Annotated in this window: 4 protein-coding genes; all 4 read right to left on the bottom strand. The window is 45.1% G+C overall.

Features of this window, described 5'->3' with window-relative positions; translation table 11 throughout:
• On the bottom strand, positions 1-7,308 hold a 7,308-nt coding region (locus tag ACFE90_RS15065; RefSeq protein WP_375501805.1), incomplete at its 3' end, for an SDR family NAD(P)-dependent oxidoreductase.
• Positions 7,309-7,446: 138 nt separating this feature from the next.
• Positions 7,447-13,086, bottom strand: a complete 5,640-nt coding sequence (locus ACFE90_RS15060; protein ID WP_375501803.1) for an SDR family NAD(P)-dependent oxidoreductase — start codon at positions 13,084-13,086, stop codon at positions 7,447-7,449.
• Positions 13,083-15,074, bottom strand: coding sequence for a long-chain-fatty-acid--CoA ligase (locus ACFE90_RS15055; protein ID WP_375501801.1), 1,992 nt, complete (start codon positions 15,072-15,074; stop codon positions 13,083-13,085). The genes ACFE90_RS15060 and ACFE90_RS15055 overlap by 4 nt, the downstream gene beginning before the upstream one ends.
• Positions 15,075-15,217: 143 nt before the next feature.
• Complete coding sequence (gene hutH / locus ACFE90_RS15050; RefSeq protein ID WP_375501799.1) at positions 15,218-16,909, bottom strand: histidine ammonia-lyase; 1,692 nt, start codon at positions 16,907-16,909, stop codon at positions 15,218-15,220.
• Positions 16,910-17,040 lie beyond the last annotated feature (131 nt).

Genomic DNA, 17,040 nt, shown 5'->3' with positions numbered 1-17,040 from the left:
CAACAGTCGAGTTTGGGCTACTGTTACTGGATGGGTGTCCAAAACTTTGACATCTGACTGACCTTGGCTGTCTGAGCGTGGTGGTGATAATTCAGCCGCAGGTATGGAGGTTGCTTGATTTTCCTGAGAGCTATCAACTAATGATGCCCTGTAGGTTTTATGCTCGAAAGGATAAGTAGGCAGCAGCACCCGACGTAGACCTTGAGGAAATAAGGGTATGCTATTAAACCTCACCCCGGCTACATAAGACCTGGCCAGACTTGTCAACACACGTCCCACTACTGGTTGTCCTTTGTCTAGATATATCCAGACTCCCAGTTCATCCAAACTTGCTAATTGTTCTTTGGGAGCTAATGAATCTCTTAAGTGTAAATAAACACTTTCTTTGGAGATGACATCTTGACACGCATCTACATTTAACTGTTCAGATACTTGCACCAGGGCTACCAGTTGAGCCGTGGAAATCGTGTCAGAATAGCTGAAAATTCCTTGTGAAGTCACTAATGGACAAGTCCAGGTTGATGCTGACTGTTCTTTTGCGGACAAATTATGAGCAATAAGACCTTTTTGTCCTTCTATTTGTAGGAGCAAAGCGATCGCCTGCTCTAGTGTCAACATTCCCCGCAGTGTAGCTCCTACTAGAATACCGGTTTTTTCTACTAATAAACTAGTGGGTTGTAATTCCAAAGACATCAACAAGCGTCCCCAAGCGTACTGCACCGCAAATATATGTGCCTGTTCGCTCATCTCATTTAATCCGGCACGCACGCTATTGTAAGCTACTTGGAATTGGGGGAAACGTTTTCCTAAAGTTTCTACTTCTGCGGAAGCGATCGCACTAGTTCCATCTAATACTAAGTGAATCGGTGTTGTGCGCTGGGGGTTAGCTCGACCTGTATAGATCTCTGCTGGTGTTTGTGCCGAACAGATAGCGTCTAAGTAATTGAGCAGATGTTGACGGTCATTGACTACTAAAGCCGCCTTGTAAGGTAATTCCTTCTGGGCATTATTCTGAGTAAAGCAGATTTGGGAAGATTCTTGTTCAGGATGATGAATGATATGTTCGCGTAGTTGTCTAGCTACTTCTTGAAGTGCTTGTTGATTCCGTGCAGTCAGACATAACAAATCAGGAGAAGAACTTGTGACCGGGGACTGTAAATTAGCTGCTACCGGGGATTCCTCAAGAATAACGTGACAATTGGTGCCACCAAATCCAAATCCATTCACACCTGCACGTAATGGGTTGCCATTAGGCGACCAGGGTATACTCTTACCTGCCACAGTGAAAGGTGTGTCCGCAAAATTGATATGGGGATTAGGCTCCTCAAAACCTACAGTTTGGGGAATTTTGCCGTGCTGCATGGCCAGTACCACTTTGATCAGGCTGACAATACCGGAAGCAGACAGCAAATGACCAATGGAGGATTTAACCGAACCAATGGTACAGAATCCCTTTTCATCAGTAAAGCTACGGAAAGCTTGTGTCATCCCCTCTACCTCTACAGGATCACCCAAGAGAGTGCCTGTACCGTGGGTTTCAATGTAGGAGATAGTACGGGGATCTACGCCACAACTGTTGTAAGCTTGGCGGATGGCTTCTGCTTGACCTTTGGGATTGGGAGCGGTTATCCCTTGAGAATGACCATCATTATTCACTGCGGAACCTTTAATTACAGCATGAATCAAATCCCCGTCAGCCAAAGCCTGTTTTAAAGGTTTGATAATTAATACGCCTGCACCTTCTCCTAAAACGATGCCGTTGGCACGGCGGTCAAAGGGATAGCAGGTTCCACTGAGGGAAAGAGCCTGTGCCTTACGTAAAAAAGTAAAGGGGCTAGGACTGAGATTTAAATTAACCCCGCCGACTATTGCCATGCCAGTTTGACCGGAACGTAGACTTTCGCAAGCAATATGTAATGCCACCAGAGAAGAAGAACAAGCAGTGCTAACTGCCATACTTGGCCCCTTGAGGTTTAGGCAATGGCTAACTCGTGCCGCCAGTTCGTTGACCTCATTACCTGCTGCTGACTCGGGGAGAATTTCACTTGGTTGCAGTACTTGTGAGAGGGTCTTGAGCAAATGCTGACGATCTTCAGCAGGAAGGTGATCAAACCAGGAACTCTCTTGCAAACGCTGACGTAATTCCTCGTAATACTGATAATTGGTGAAGTGTTCGATGTAAGTATTTTGTCCACAACCAACAAACACACTGATATTATCTGGGCGATATTTGCCGCCGTAGCCTGCCTGTTGTAGAGCCTGCATAGAAAGCTCTAGGAACAACCTTTGTTGTGGGTCCATCGCCGTAGCTTCCTTGGGAGAGATGCCAAAGAACATCGGATCAAAGTCGAAGGGACTATCTACAAAGCATCCATGTTTGGATATTTTTGCTTGCGGAGAGTTTCCTTTGGCTTCAAAGTAGTGTTGGTTAAACCAACGGTCTTGAGGCACATCTTGAATGACAGAGCGGCCTGCATTGAGTAAATCCCAGTACTGCTCTAAGTTATCAGCTCCTGGTATTTTACAAGCCATGCCGATGATAGCAATGTCTTGTTCGGGAACGTCTTGGTATTTTTCCTGGGTAGCGACATTTGGGGGCGCTGATTTTTCGGCTTCCGGGCTAGATGTTTCTTCTGGAGCGATCGCGCTCGTACTAATCTTCACAGAATAACCGTACTTGCTTTGTAAATAATCTACCAGGTCATCTGGTGTTTGATATTCAAACAGTAAAGTCGGAAATAATTCCTCGCCTAAAGTTGTCCCTAAATGTTGGACAACTTCTACAGTCCCAACAGAATCTAACCCCATTTCTTGGAAAGTTTTGTGTCCTTCCACCTGTGCTTCCGGAATACGTAAATGTTGCAGCAAAACTTCTCGGACAAGCTGTCGCAGATTGCGAGATTTAGTTTGTGATTGGCTTGCGGAGGATTTTGGTGCTATTTCTGGGGTGGCTTGAGCAATTAAGTCAATGATGTGAATTACAGGAGAAGCATCCAAAGATAGAGCCTGAATAAAGGCATTAGCAGCTGGCTCTGGTTCCAAAGGATTTAAACCTTTGGATTTTACCATTAATAAAGTTGATGCTCCTAAAAGAGCGCCCATACCGCGATCGCTCCATAGGGAATAATTCAGAGCCAAAGAGCGTCCCTGACCACCATGCTGTGTCCGGTAGACAGCATAACTATCGAGAAAAGTATTGGCTGCGGCATAATCGCCCATGCCGGTTCCCCATTCGGCTTTGGAAGCGGAAACCGAGGACAACAACACAAAGTATTTTAGAGGTTCGTTACGGGTAACAGTATCAAGGATGATGCTTCCCTGGACTTTCGGGGCTAAAACTTTGGTGACTGAGGCAGGTTGTTTTTGTAGTAGTTTAAATGTGCTGTGGTCAACTGCACCCGCCGCGTGGATGACTCCATCCAGATTACCAAAGCGGGACTTGATGCTCTCAATTAATTGCTTCATCCCCAAGGCATCCGTCACATCCACAGCCTGATACATGACTGTGGCTCCGAGTTGTTCTAGTTGCTGAATTGCCTGGATACGTTGCTGGGTAGACGCATCATGACTAGGCGATTGCCATTCTTGTTTGGGGGGGAGTGGATGGCGACCTGTTAGCACCAAATTGATGGGTACTTGTCGAACCAAAGCTAAGGCTATTTCTGTCCCGACAGCACTGGTACCACCAGTAATCAACCAGGTTTCTCCTGCCGACAAAGGTAGAGCATCGTTGTCTGTGGGGACATTAATTCTTTCCAGGGTACGGCTCAACCGTTGACCATGACGGATAGCAACGATACCTTCACCAGTAGGGGCTGCCTTCATTTCCTGGAACAAAATATCGGCTAATTTTTCTGGCAGATAGACATCCTGGTTAAAGTCTACGACTTTTGCTTTAATCTGAGGATTTTCTTGTGCCACCACCTGTGCCAGTACACCTGCCATAGATTGATGTACACCGTGTAGGGAATCATTTGGAGATATTGGATAAGCACCTTGAGTTACCACTAAGAAATTGAGGGGAGAGGCTGGGTAATGTTTGACTAGAGCCTGTGTCAAAAACAAAAGACTGTAAACGCGTTCATTGAGCAGGCGGTCATTTTCTAGCAATTGTTCTGGGAATGTTGCCCACAAACTGTAGTTCCACAGATGCACGGCTGCTGTGACTGTAACACCGTCTGTTTTGATATTTTGGATCAGTTGTTTGTAGTCTTCAACGGATGCCGGATTAATAGTGAAATGTTGTGCTGTTTGCTTAAAGCTCTTTCCTGCGGTGACAAAATATGTCGTGTACTTTTTAGAGTCGAACAGCTTTTCTAAATTTTCCCCTACTTGGTGGCGATCGCTAAAGATCACAATTGCCCCTGAAGGAATATCTTGAGATTGGCTCAACACCTCTGGAGTCCATTGCCAACTATGAAACCAATTCGATGGTACAGCCAAGGGAATTTTTGGCAAAGCTTTGACTTGAGGAATAGCTGGCAGACTTTTCTCCTGCAAGGAGAGAGGTTTTGAATTCTCCTCTGGTAGGGAAGGGGGTTGGGGGGTTAGGTTTCGCGTTAGGTTTTCCACCCAGTAGCGTTGGCGTTGAAATGGGTAGGTTGGTAGTGCCAGGCGGCGACGCTGATAACCTTGGTCAAATGCAGTCCAATTGATTTTTATACCCCTGATGTACAACTCACTTAAACTAGCAAGCAATTGTGACCAGTCTGGTTGTCCTTTTTTCAGAGAAGTTAGCCAAGTGCCTGTACCTTCTGGTAAGAATCTTTTACCCATGCCTACTAATGTGGTACTCGGCCCCATTTCTACAAAGATTTCATACCCTTGTTCCTGTAGCGTCTTGATGCCGGCATAAAATCTTACTCCTTCTCTTAGATGCTGTCGCCAGTAAGTTGCATTGGGAATTTCTTGGTATTTAAGTATTTGTCCAGTCAAATTCGAGATTAGGGGAATACGCGGCGCTTGAAACTGCACCGAGCTAGCTATCTGCTCAAAGGGATCGAGGATACTAGCCATTAAAGGGGAGTGGAAAGCGTGAGAAACCTGCAATGGTTGGGCGTTAATTCCTTGAGTTGCCAATTCTTTCAGCACGGCTTGGACAGCTTCTCTGGCTCCAGAAATAACGATATTTTCTGGGCCATTAATCCCGGCAATTGCCACTTGCCCTGTGTAAGCAGCTAGAATGCCGTTGATCCGTGCTTCATTGGTGAACACTGCCGCCATCATGCCATTTTGGGGTAGAGATTGAATTAAGCGCCCCCGCTCGGCGATTAATTTCAGCCCATCTTCCAAGCTGAACACTCCAGCAACGCAAGCAGCTACATATTCACCAACGCTGTGACCCATGACTGCATCTGGTACAATTCCCCAAGATTTCCACAGTTCAGCTAGGGAGTACTCTAAAGCAAACAATGCTGGTTGAGTATATACTGTTTCATTCAAGGGGGAAGCAACATCCGATGTGGGGTAAAGTACTGACAACAAAGGTTGCTGAAGATAGGGACGCAAAATCTCATCGCATCGGTCTAAAGTCTTACGAAACGTCGGCTGGGTTTCGTAAAGTTGCCGTCCCATTTCCACATACTGAGAACCTTGCCCTGTAAACATGAACACTACTTTGGAACGCTTTTTCTGTGCTTGACCACTGACTAACGTGCTGGTCTGCTTTTGGCTAGCAAAAGCTGTTAGTTGTTCGCGCAAGTCTGTGTTAGATGCAGCGACAACAGCAAGACGGTGTTCAAAATGCGATCGCCCGGTGTTAGCTGTGAAACAAATATCTGCTAAAGATGTTTCTGGATGGGATGTTAAAAAAGATTCATAGCGGCTAGCCATTGCTAGTAGTGCTGCCTCAGTTTTGGCCGATAAACTCAGCAGGTGGAGTGGACGCTCAGTTTTCGGCGGCTCTAATTTCAATTTTGGTGCTTCTTCGATAATCAGATGGGCATTAGTACCACTCATACCAAAGGAACTAACCCCAGCCAAGCGTTTCCCGTTGACTGCCGGCCATGGAGTTGGCTTAGTTGGCACAGCAACCGCAAGTTTGTCCCAAGGAATATGAGGACTGGGCTGTTGTAAATGCAGATGTGGCGGTATCTCTGCGTTTTGCAAAGCCAGCACCACTTTCATTAAACTGGCAACTCCCGCAGCTGATTCTAAATGACCCAACTGAGTTTTTACGGAACCAATCAGCAATGGTTGCTCTGGAGAACGTTCTTGACACAACACTGAGCCTAAAGCTCTCACTTCAATGGGATCTCCCAAAGACGTGCCTGTACCGTGGGTTTCTACATAACTAATTTGTTCTGGTGCTACCTTAGCGTTGGTGAGTGCCTGATTAATCAATTTCTCTTGAGCTAGCCCATTCGGTACTGTCAGACCACTGCTAGCACCGTCGTGATTAACTGCCGAGCCTCGCACCACAGCCAAGATATTATCATTGTTAGCGATCGCATCTGATAAACGCTTGAGTACGACTATGCCGCAGCCTTCTCCACGTACATAACCATCGGCTTTGGCATCAAAGGTCTTACAACGACCATCTGGAGCCAGCGCCCTCATTCTACTCAGACCAATAGAGGCTTCCGGTGCTAATATCAAATTGACTCCACCAGCTAAAGCCATATTGCACTCACCTGACCGCAAGCTCTGACACGCCAGGTGAACTGCTAGCAATGAAGAAGAACAAGCTGTGTCTAACTGCATCACAGGGCCTTGCAAGCCGAGGACATAAGCTAGGCGACCGATGGCAATACTCCGAGCATTTCCTAAACTGCTGTAAGCATCAATGCGGTTATGATCGCCGGAATATAGGTTAAATCGGGAATAATCTTCCATAAAGAGTCCCATAAAGACTCCCGTCTGGCTGCCGTTTAATTCCTCTGGGGATTGTCCGGCGTTTTCGATGGCTTCCCAGCCTACCTCCAGCAGTAGCCGATGTTGGGGGTCCATGCTGGCTGCTTCTAGAGGGGAAAGTCCAAAGAAATGAGGATCAAATTGATCTACCTGTTTAATAAAGCCACCATAGCGGGTGTAAATTTTCCCCAGAGTGTTGGGATTTGCATTGTAATATTCATCCACGTCCCATCTGTCAGCCGGAACTTCAGTGATAGTGTCTACCCCATTGTGGAGTAATTCCCAGAATTTCTCAGGGTAGTCGGCTCCCCCAGGAAAGCGACAGTTCATCCCAATAATGGCGATTGGTTCTGTCTTGGCGTTCTCCACTGCGTCCAACTTGGCACGCATTTCTTTTAAGGCTAAAACTGAACGTTGTAATGGAGATAATTGGTTGATGTCTGAAGTGTTACTCATTTTAAGAAATTGCGTAATTAATAGACAAAGAAATTGAGTCTGAAGCCAGACTCATTTAGCTGTGTACAATAAATAAATGTCTTTTGTAGACTTATCGGAGTTAAGCAGGTTATTTACGCAAGTTCACAAGTAATTACTTCAGACACCCAGCAAAGCCTCTAATTCTTGGTCAACTAATGCTGCTAATTCATCTTCGGAATATTGCTGAATATCTATTAACAAATCAGTTTGCACTTCAGTCTCTATTTGCGGCTCCACCACAACTGGCTCTGCTACATTCAAGGAAATTACATTGTTGAGCAGATATTCAGCCAAGGATTCAATTGTGGGATATTCAAAGGTCAAAGTCGAAGGTAGAGAATTTCCTAAGCTGGTTTCTAGTCGGTTCTTCAACTCGATGGACATGAGAGAGTCCATCCCCATATCGAAAAAGCCCTGTTGCGGATTTGGTTGATAAGCTGCTTCAAACCTGAGAACTTGGGCAACCTCACTTTGAATGTAAGCAATTAAAACATTCTGGCGATCGCCTACGGCGGGGCGCAGCCCATCGCTAGCAATAGTTTCCTCTAATTGACGCAGAAGTTCAAGTTGTTTGGCTGATTGTGCAGAATTGCCTTGTGGCTGGGTTTGGGGAGCTAAATCGGAAATTAAAGGTGCTGCGCCTCCTGGTGGGAATTGCTGGAGGAATTTCTCCCAATTGACTGACATCACACCAACTTGGGTGGCATCTTGTCTCAATAAATCTCCCAGTAGTTGCAATCCCAATTCTGAGGACATGGTAGCAAAACCACTCTCAGCTATGCGCTTTTGGCTACGACTATCTAAATCTGCTGCCATCCCCGCTTCTGCCCAAGGCCCCCAGTTAATGCTCAAACCTGGCAAACCCAAACCTCGACGATAATGAACTAAAGCATCCATGAAGGCATTAGCGGCTGCATAGTTTCCTTGGCTGGGTGAACCAAGTAATGAGGCGACCGAGGAGAAGCAGACAAAGAAATCTAAAGGTAGGTCTTTGGTCAATGTGTGCAGGTTCCATGCCCCTTGCACCTTGGGAGCAAGCACTTTAGCAAAGCAGCTCCAATTTTGTTGCAGTAATACCCCGTCATCTAAAACACCAGCCGCGTGAAAAATACCCCGTAGAGGTGGATAGCTGGCTTTGATTGCCTCTAACATCTGAGCCACATCTTCCGTGTTGGACACATCTGCTGTGACAACTAGAACTTTTGCCCCTGCTTGCTGTAGTTGATTGATAGCTACTTGAGTATCACCAACAACTCCGCGCCTGCTAGTTAAAATTAAGTTTTTGGCTCCTTGTGCTACTATCCACTGGGCAACTTGCAGCCCTAGCGCCCCTAAACCACCTGTAATCAAATAAGTCCCATCTTCACCAACTGCAAGTTGATTCGCCGGGGTTTGAGCTTGGCGACGCACCAACCGGGAGACTTTCCGCACTCCTTGACGAAATGCCACTTCGTCTTCTTGGTCTGGGAAGCACAACTCTGCTAATAATTCTTCAACTTCGTTCCCATTACCAACTGGGTCTAAATCCAACCGCACACATGATAATTCTGGATGTTCCAAGCGAATAACACGTCCCAAGCCCCACAAAGCAGCCTGAGTTATGGCTAAGGAATCGGACATTGGCTCTACTGGCTGGCTTCCTCTGGTAACTAACCACAGACGAGGAGACTTAGACCAAGTTGATTTTGCTAAGGCTTGAACCAAATGCAGCACATAACCACAGCCAGTAACCTGGGTATCTTGGAAATCAACAATGCTTTCATGCTCCAGCCCCCACAGGTATACTACCCCACGGCAAGGAGGTTGGTTATTACCTAAGCTTGCTTGAATTAACCTCTGAAAATCTTGTGGTTCTGAGGGATTGATGTAGTAATGTTCTGCATCGGCTTGATATTCGGCACCGGGAGAAACTAAGATAGTGCGATCGCCACGTTCTTTGAGTAGTTTTGCTAACTTAACCGCCGTTCCTTGGTTATCAGCAAATATCAGCCAACTCCCTTCTTGTGCCTGTGCCAACTGATGATTTTGCTCACGAGCCTTTGGTTGCCAAGCTACTTCATACAGCCAATCATCTAAATCTTTTTGCAGACTTTGCAGCAGAGTTGCCCGACGAACTTTCCTCACTTCAAAACCGATGATTTCGGCGATTAACTGCCCATTTTGGTCGAACAGATGTACGTCACCAATTAAGCTTTGCTGATTAGATGTTGGTGTTTTCTGAGCATGACACCATAGTTGATGACCAGGATGGGAACGACCATAGAATCTAAAGCTACCGATGCTAAAGGGAATGTACATATAGTCATTCTGGACTTGCTCGCCAGGATTAACATCCCAGCAAACGTTGAGTAGTTGCAAGCATGAATCAATTAATCCCGGATAAAGTTGATAGTTATCGAGTTCGTCTGGTAATTGGGGCAGTTTCATTTGACATACAGCTTCTCCATCCTGATGCCAAATATTTTCTAGCCATTGAAATGAAGTTCCCCAACTGTAGCCAACTGCTTGAAAACTAGAGTAAAACTGCGTTCCTGATAAAACTTGAGAACATCTAGCCTTGACTTCTGCCACATCTACGAAATTGGGTACTGGCGAGAACAGCCGGACTTTTCCTGTGCCGTGTGTTTTCCAAGAGTTAACCTCGTTTTCTACTTCTCCACCTAAGAAACTAATAATTTGGAAGGAAATATCTTCCGTTATTTGGGGTGTCAAAACTAGCTGAACAGTTGTACTGCCGTCATCTGGGCAAACCAGCGTATTTTGAAACAACAAATCTTCGATGATGCAAGATTCATTGGGGAAAGCCTCCTTAACTGCGGATAGAAGCATCGAGATATAAGATGCACCAGGAACTATTCTGACTTCATTTAGTTGATGATCCTCTAGGTAAGCAGGCGAATTGGGGCTAAATTGGGTTTCAAAGCGAATTTCTGGAGAAAATGGTAATTTTAGCCGTTGACCGAGTACAGGATGGAGAATTTTGCTAGTCTTGGCGGGTAAAATCTGTTGGCGATGGGATGTCTCAACCCAGTAACGCTGGCGCTGGAAGGGATAATTTGGCAGTACTAGGCGACGACGGGGATAATCTTGATCAAAGCCAGACCAGTTGATTGATGCCCCACGCAAGTATAACTCCTGCAAGCTTTGAAGTAGCTGTTGCCAATCCGACTGTCCTGGGCGCAAACTAGGGAGCCACACTCCTACTCCTTCAGGGAGACACTTACGACCCATTCCCAGTAAAATTGGTTTTGGCCCGACCTCTAGAAAAATTTCGCAACCTTGCTGCTCAAGAGTTTCCATCCCAGAAGCAAATCTCACTGACTGGCGCAAATGTCTGACCCAATATTCCGCATTGGTGATTTCTGTGGTCACTACTGTGCCGGTAACATTAGAAATCAGTTTGATATTAGGTAATGAAAAGCTGACTTCTGAGGCAATGCGCGCAAATTCCGCCAACACTGGTTCCATTAAAGGAGAGTGGAAGGCATGGGAAACGTTTAACTTTACACTATTAACGCCTTCGCCTTGGAGAGTAGACACCGCAGCTTCTACTGCTTGATGTTGTCCAGAAATAACGACACTTTCTGGGCCGTTAATGGCAGCAATCGATACTTGATTGGCATAAGGTTGAATAGCTGCCAATACTCGCGCTTCTGAGGCGAATATATTGACCATTGCCCCATCTTGAGGTAATGACTGCATGAGGCGAGCGCGGACAGCAACCAATTTTAGTCCATCTTCCAGACTAAAAACTCCAGCTATACAAGCGGCAACATACTCACCCAAGCTATGACCCATAACTACTGTAGGTTCTATGCCCCAAGACTTCCATAACTGGGAGACTGCATACTCTAGGGCAAATAAAGCTGGTTGGGTGTAGGCAGTCTCATTAAGAGGGCTAGTCCCAGATTCAGGATAGAGAATTGATAGTAAAGGTTGTTCTAAATAAGGACAGAGAATTTCATCACAACGATCTAAAGTTTGCCGGAATGTCGATTGGATTTCGTAGAGTTCTCGTCCCATACCTATATACTGAGAACCCTGTCCGGTAAATAGAAAGGCAATTTTCGGACGCTTTTTGTTGTGTAATTGTCCACTCACGCCTGGAGTTTTACCTGCTGTAAAAGCCGCCAATTGTTGACGTAAGTCCTGAGTAGATTCAGCGACAACAGCAAAACGATGGTCAAAATGCGATCGCCCTGTATTCGCTGTGAAACAAATATCTGCTATATTTGCTTTGCTATCACTTGCCAAAAAGGATTCGTAGCGGCTGACAAGTGAATGTAGTGCTGATTCAGTTTTCGCCGATAAACTCAAAAGATGAAGCGGACGCTCAGTTTTTGCCTGTATTGATTTAATTTCTGATGCTGCTTCCAAAATCAGATGGACATTTGTACCACTCATGCCAAAAGAACTGACCCCAGCTAGTCGTCGTCCATCTGCCCCTAATGGCCACTTGGTGGACTGAGTTGGAACCACAACCGGCAGTTTTTCCCAAGGAATATAGGGATTAGGTTGCTGAAAATGTAAATGTGGTGGTATCTCTGCGTGCTGGAGAGCTAACACAACTTTCATTAACCCGACAACTCCGGCGGCTGATTCCAAATGACCAACCTGAGTTTTTACCGAACCTATCGCTAGGGGATTGTCTTCTGAGCGACCTTGACCTAATACTGCTCCCAAGGCTAACACCTCGATGGGATCGCCTAAAGGTGTGCCAGTCCCGTGAGTTTCCACATATTGAATCTGATGGGCTTGGACATTGGCATTTTCTAAGGCTTTGCGAAGTAATTTTTCTTGAGCCGAACCATTTGGGGCTGTCAGACCATTACTAGAGCCATCATGGTTGTATGCTGAACCCCGAATCAATGCCAGGATAGGATCGCCATCAGCTAAAGCATCGGATAAACGTTTGAGTACTACTATGCCACATCCTTCTCCACGTCCGTAACCATCGGCGCTGGCATCAAAAGTTTTACAGCGACCATCAGTAGATAAGGCTTTTAATTTACACAGACCAATGGAAGGATCTGGTGAAAGAATCAGGTTGACACCGCCAGCTAAAGCCATATTACATTCTTGAGAACGGAGGCTTTGGCAAGCTAGATGCACCCCTAACAGGGAAGACGAGCAAGCTGTATCTAACTGCATGGTAGCTCCTTGCAGACCCAAGACGTAAGCCAAACGCCCAGCCGCCATACTTCTGAGAATACTTAAAGTATTGTAGGCATCAATTTGAGTGCGATCGCCATAAAAGCTCAGTTGTGAGTAGTCGTCCATAGACAGCCCGACAAATACCCCTGTAGGACTGCCATTTAACTTTTCTGGTGCTTGTCCAGCATTTTCTAGCGCTTCCCAGCTTACTTCCAAAAGTAGCCTCTGTTGAGGGTCGAGGCTGACGGCTTCGCGGGGAGAGATGCCAAAGAACTGAGCATCGAACTTGTCTACCTCATTTAAAAAACCGCCGTGCTGGGTGTACATTTTCCCCAACACATCGGGGTCTGGATGATAAAACTCATCTACTGGCCATCTTTGTGCAGGAATTTTGCTAATAGCATCTACCCCATTATGTAATAGATTCCAGTAATCCTCTGGGTTATTGACACCCCCAGGTAAACGGCAAGACATCCCAATAATAGCGATGGGTTCTTTCTGTAATTGCTCAACAGTATCAACTTCAGACCGCATCCGCCGCAATTCTAAAATGGCATTTTCTAGTAACAAGCGGTAATTTATGTTCTCTGAATTAGGACTCATACTAATCTCCTTTGTTTAACTGTGGCAATTTCTCTGGTAAGTAATTCAGCTATTTCCGCGTCTGAGAGTGCTTTTAAGTCTGTCGATTCGGCAAGTTCTTCTTTGTTTGTTGGCAATTCTACAGACACCAACAGACTTTCTGTATGCAAATTAGACTCTGGCTTTGTCTTGGCTAATTCTGTCGGTTGGGGAATTTTTTGACTGGCTAGGTGGCGTGCTAAAGATTCGATGGTGGAGAAGTTCCAGACTATAGTTGCTTCTAAGGGATATCCCAACCATTCACTCAATTCTTGGGCTAACTTGACAGCCCTAACGGAATCTAATCCATAATCAGCAAATGACTTACTTTGGTCGATTGACTGGGCTGCTACTGCCAATTTTCTCACGACCCAATCCATAATCCAGTTTCCAATCAATTCGGCAGTTTGGTAAGAGACATTTACCGACGCAGATGTCTGAGTTTTGCTAACCACAGTACTATGGGAAGGTGCAGCAGAATTTTCTTGTCTTAGTAGCCGCTTGAGTATTTTGCCAGTCGGGTTCTTGGGGATGGAGGAGACAAGTTCGACGGCACTAGGAACTTTATATTTAGCCAGTTTCTGGTAACAGAATGCAATTATTCCTTCTTCTGTAACTACTTGGTCTGGTTTGAGGACAACACTAGCTTTCACCTGTTCACCTAGTACTGAATCTGGTACACCGTAGACAGCTACCTCTGCAACACCTGGATGCTGGTAAATAACATTTTCAACTTCGGCTGGGTATACTTTTAATCCACCGTTGTTGATCATATCTTTGAGGCGGTCAACGATGTAAAAGTAGCCCAATTCATCTATTTGACCAATGTCACCGGTGTGAAACCATCCGTTCTTAATGGCTTTGGCAGTTTCAGCCGGGCGATTCCAGTAACCTAGCATGACATTGACACCGCGAATAACAATTTCGCCGAGTTCACCAGGGGCAACTTCGCAACCATCATCAAGGTTGACAATCTTCATCTCGACATTTTCAATTGGTGAACCAATAGAACCCAGTTTGTACCTCAATTCGTGGTTATAGCTAGCTAAGGGTGATGTTTCTGTAAGACCATACCCTTGGTTGATGACTTTACCAAACTTGTCTTGCCATCGTTTCGCAATTTCTACAGGCAAACCTGCGGCAGCAGAGAAGTAGTAACGCACTGAATCCAAATCGCGGATAGATGCTTTATCGCATAAAAGAATAAAAGTAGTGGGAACACCAAAAAAGATTGTAATATTATATTCGCTTATGGTTGTCAGTACCGTTTCTGGGTCGAACGATCGCTGTAAAACGATAGTTGCACAGGTATTAAGTCCACTATTGAGAACTGCATTCTGCCCGAAACAGTGGAACATCGGTAAAAATAGTAAAATTTGATCATTAGGGCGCATTTCGCAACAGTGATTCATTGAGTGCATATTGGAAATCACATTGCCATGAGATAAAGTAGCGCCTTTAGGAAAACCTGTTGTACCAGAAGTATAAAGAATCGCCGCCGGATCATCACGTTCCATCTCCACAGCACGGGCGCTAGACGAAGCATTTGCCATGAATTCACTCAATGTGATCGCGTCAGATGCTTTCCCCTCAGCAATTAAGATGTGCTTCAGGTGCGGTAAATCCTGCTTGGGCAATTTTTCTCGCAGCGTTTCTGTGGTTACGAGTACAGCTGCTCCACAGTCATTGAGAATAAACTTAAGTTCATGGCTTTGCAGACTTGGGTTAATAGAAACTGCGATCGCCCCAATTTTGAGAATCCCCAGATAGGAAATAACAAATTCAGGAATGTTTGGTAATAATAATGCTATGCGATCGCCACGTTCAATCCCTAACCCCAGTAAAGCATTGGCAAAGCGATTTGCCATTTCATTCAGTTGTTTATAAGTAAAATATAAGCCTTCAAAAATTAGCGCTGGTTTGTTAGGAAAAAGGCAGCAACCACGCTCCACATTTTGTGAAATATTCATAAAATTTGTTGCAATATTTAAGTTGTAGCTCTTGTTGTACTTATCGCCTTGATGTAGAAAATTTATGCGATAAGTGGATGAAATTAGTAAACAGCCAACTGATAATTGTTGACTGTTTACTGTTCACTATTGACTAATAACTGTTAATAGATATCTTGAACTGCTTGCACAATCAAACCACCAGCCGCGATATCAGCAGAAATCCGGGCAATATGCTCATCCAGACCTTGCTCATTATCGTTCCAAATATATGGGCGATCTGAAGTTGCTTTCTGTCCAACTACGTGGCGGACTGCCGAATACAACTGCTCAGTTCCAGGTGATAGACAGGCACGCGCATCGTAATGACCAGTCTTTTTATATGTGCGGAGGTCAACAGCTTGGACTGCAAACATCAGTGCGATCGCCATATAATTCTGGAATATATCGACAGAACGGCGGGCTAGAGTTGCTGAAGTGTATCCTTGACTGTTGATGTTCTGATTAAATTGTTCCGCATGGGTAGGAAAGCGATCGGCGATGGAATTTCCATAGAAGGTCAACAGTGGCATAATTGAGTTACCGCATATTTGCAGACCTTTGAGTCCCATATTGACTTTACGTTCTCGGTTGCCAAGTAAAGACGGTGGAAGTCCATTACTAAACTCCGGTGAGGCGAGGAGGGCAATCTGCACATCCAGGTGTTTAGCCAATAGCCCAATGTAGTAACGCAGGTGATCCATTCCCATACCTACGTACTGTCCGAGAAAATTGCCTCCATGATAGCTAGCTTGGTTATTCACATCAATCAGTGGGTTATCAGTCACTGAGTTGATTTCGATTTCAATTTGTTTGGCAATGTGGGAAATCCCATCAACAATGGGCCCCAAATACTGGGGAAGGCATCGGAGTGAGTAACGATCCTGAATTAATTCGTGATCACGATAATCGTGTTTACCATCTAACTCATCACGGACTAACTGGGAATTTGCTAGCAAAGAAATCATCTGATCTGCTGCCCATAATTGACCAGGATGTGGTTTGGAATTATGGATAAATGGGTGGAATGATTGATTGGTTCCGTTTAAAGCTTGGATATCTAGAGCGTGAACGCCCATAGCGATCGCAGTTAAAATTTGAGTATCGTAGACGCAGTTTGCCGCAATACCTGTCATTACTGAAGTGCCGTTCATCATCGCCAAGCCTTCCTTCGGCAACAATGTCAAGGGTGACAAATTCAGTTGACGTAGAGCTGTTGGCGCATCCATTTCTTTACCGTTGAAGTCAACCTTAAAACTGGGATCTAAGCCTATCAGTGAACCAGTAATGTAGGATAGTGGCACTAAATCACCACTTGCACCAATTGAGCCAAACTCATACACATACGGTGTAACACCAGCGTTGAGAAAAGTTTCCATGCGCTTGATAAGTTCCAGCCTGATGCCAGATGCACCGTGCATGTGAGAGTTTGCACGCAATAGCATAGCTGCACGTACATCCGCCAAGGGTAATTTGTTACCTGCACCTGTTTTCAGGAACCAAACTAAGTTGGTTTGGAGTTCAGATGCTTGTTCACGGGATATGGCAACATTGGCCATACCACCAAAGCCAGATGTTACTCCGTAAATTGGTTCCCCAGATTCAACAGCATTATTAATGTAATCACAAGATGCGTGAATATTCTGCAAAACGTCTGCGTTATCGGTTAAAGACACTAATGCGCCATTGCGTGCTACCCTTGCAACATCATTGATTGTGAGTTTTTGATTACCAATAATTACATTGGTAGAGGAATTTCCAGTGAAAGAAAATTGTTGAGATAAGGTTTTGCTTTGTGCTTGAGATAGTGTATTCATACAGGGATTATGTTTAACTTGTAGTAGGTATTGCAATTAACTTTTGTTTTTTGCTGAGAGTATTTGACATAACATTTCGTAAGGATTCAGGTCTAATATTTAGGAAGCAGAGACGGACAAGACTGATAACC

This window comes from uncultured Nostoc sp. (genome assembly GCF_964245445.1).
GTDB lineage: Bacteria > Cyanobacteriota > Cyanobacteriia > Cyanobacteriales > Nostocaceae > Nostoc.
The sequence above is the reverse complement of the archived record's forward strand: the minus strand, read 5'-3'. Positions and strand labels throughout refer to the sequence as shown.

Coding starts and splice junctions, on each gene's coding strand:
- ACFE90_RS15055 (WP_375501801.1), bottom strand. CDS start 15,074: ATGAATATTTCACAAAATGTGGAGCGTGGTTGCTGCCTTTTTCCTAAC.
- ACFE90_RS15060 (WP_375501803.1), bottom strand. CDS start 13,086: ATGAGTCCTAATTCAGAGAACATAAATTACCGCTTGTTACTAGAAAAT.
- hutH (WP_375501799.1), bottom strand. CDS start 16,909: ATGAATACACTATCTCAAGCACAAAGCAAAACCTTATCTCAACAATTT.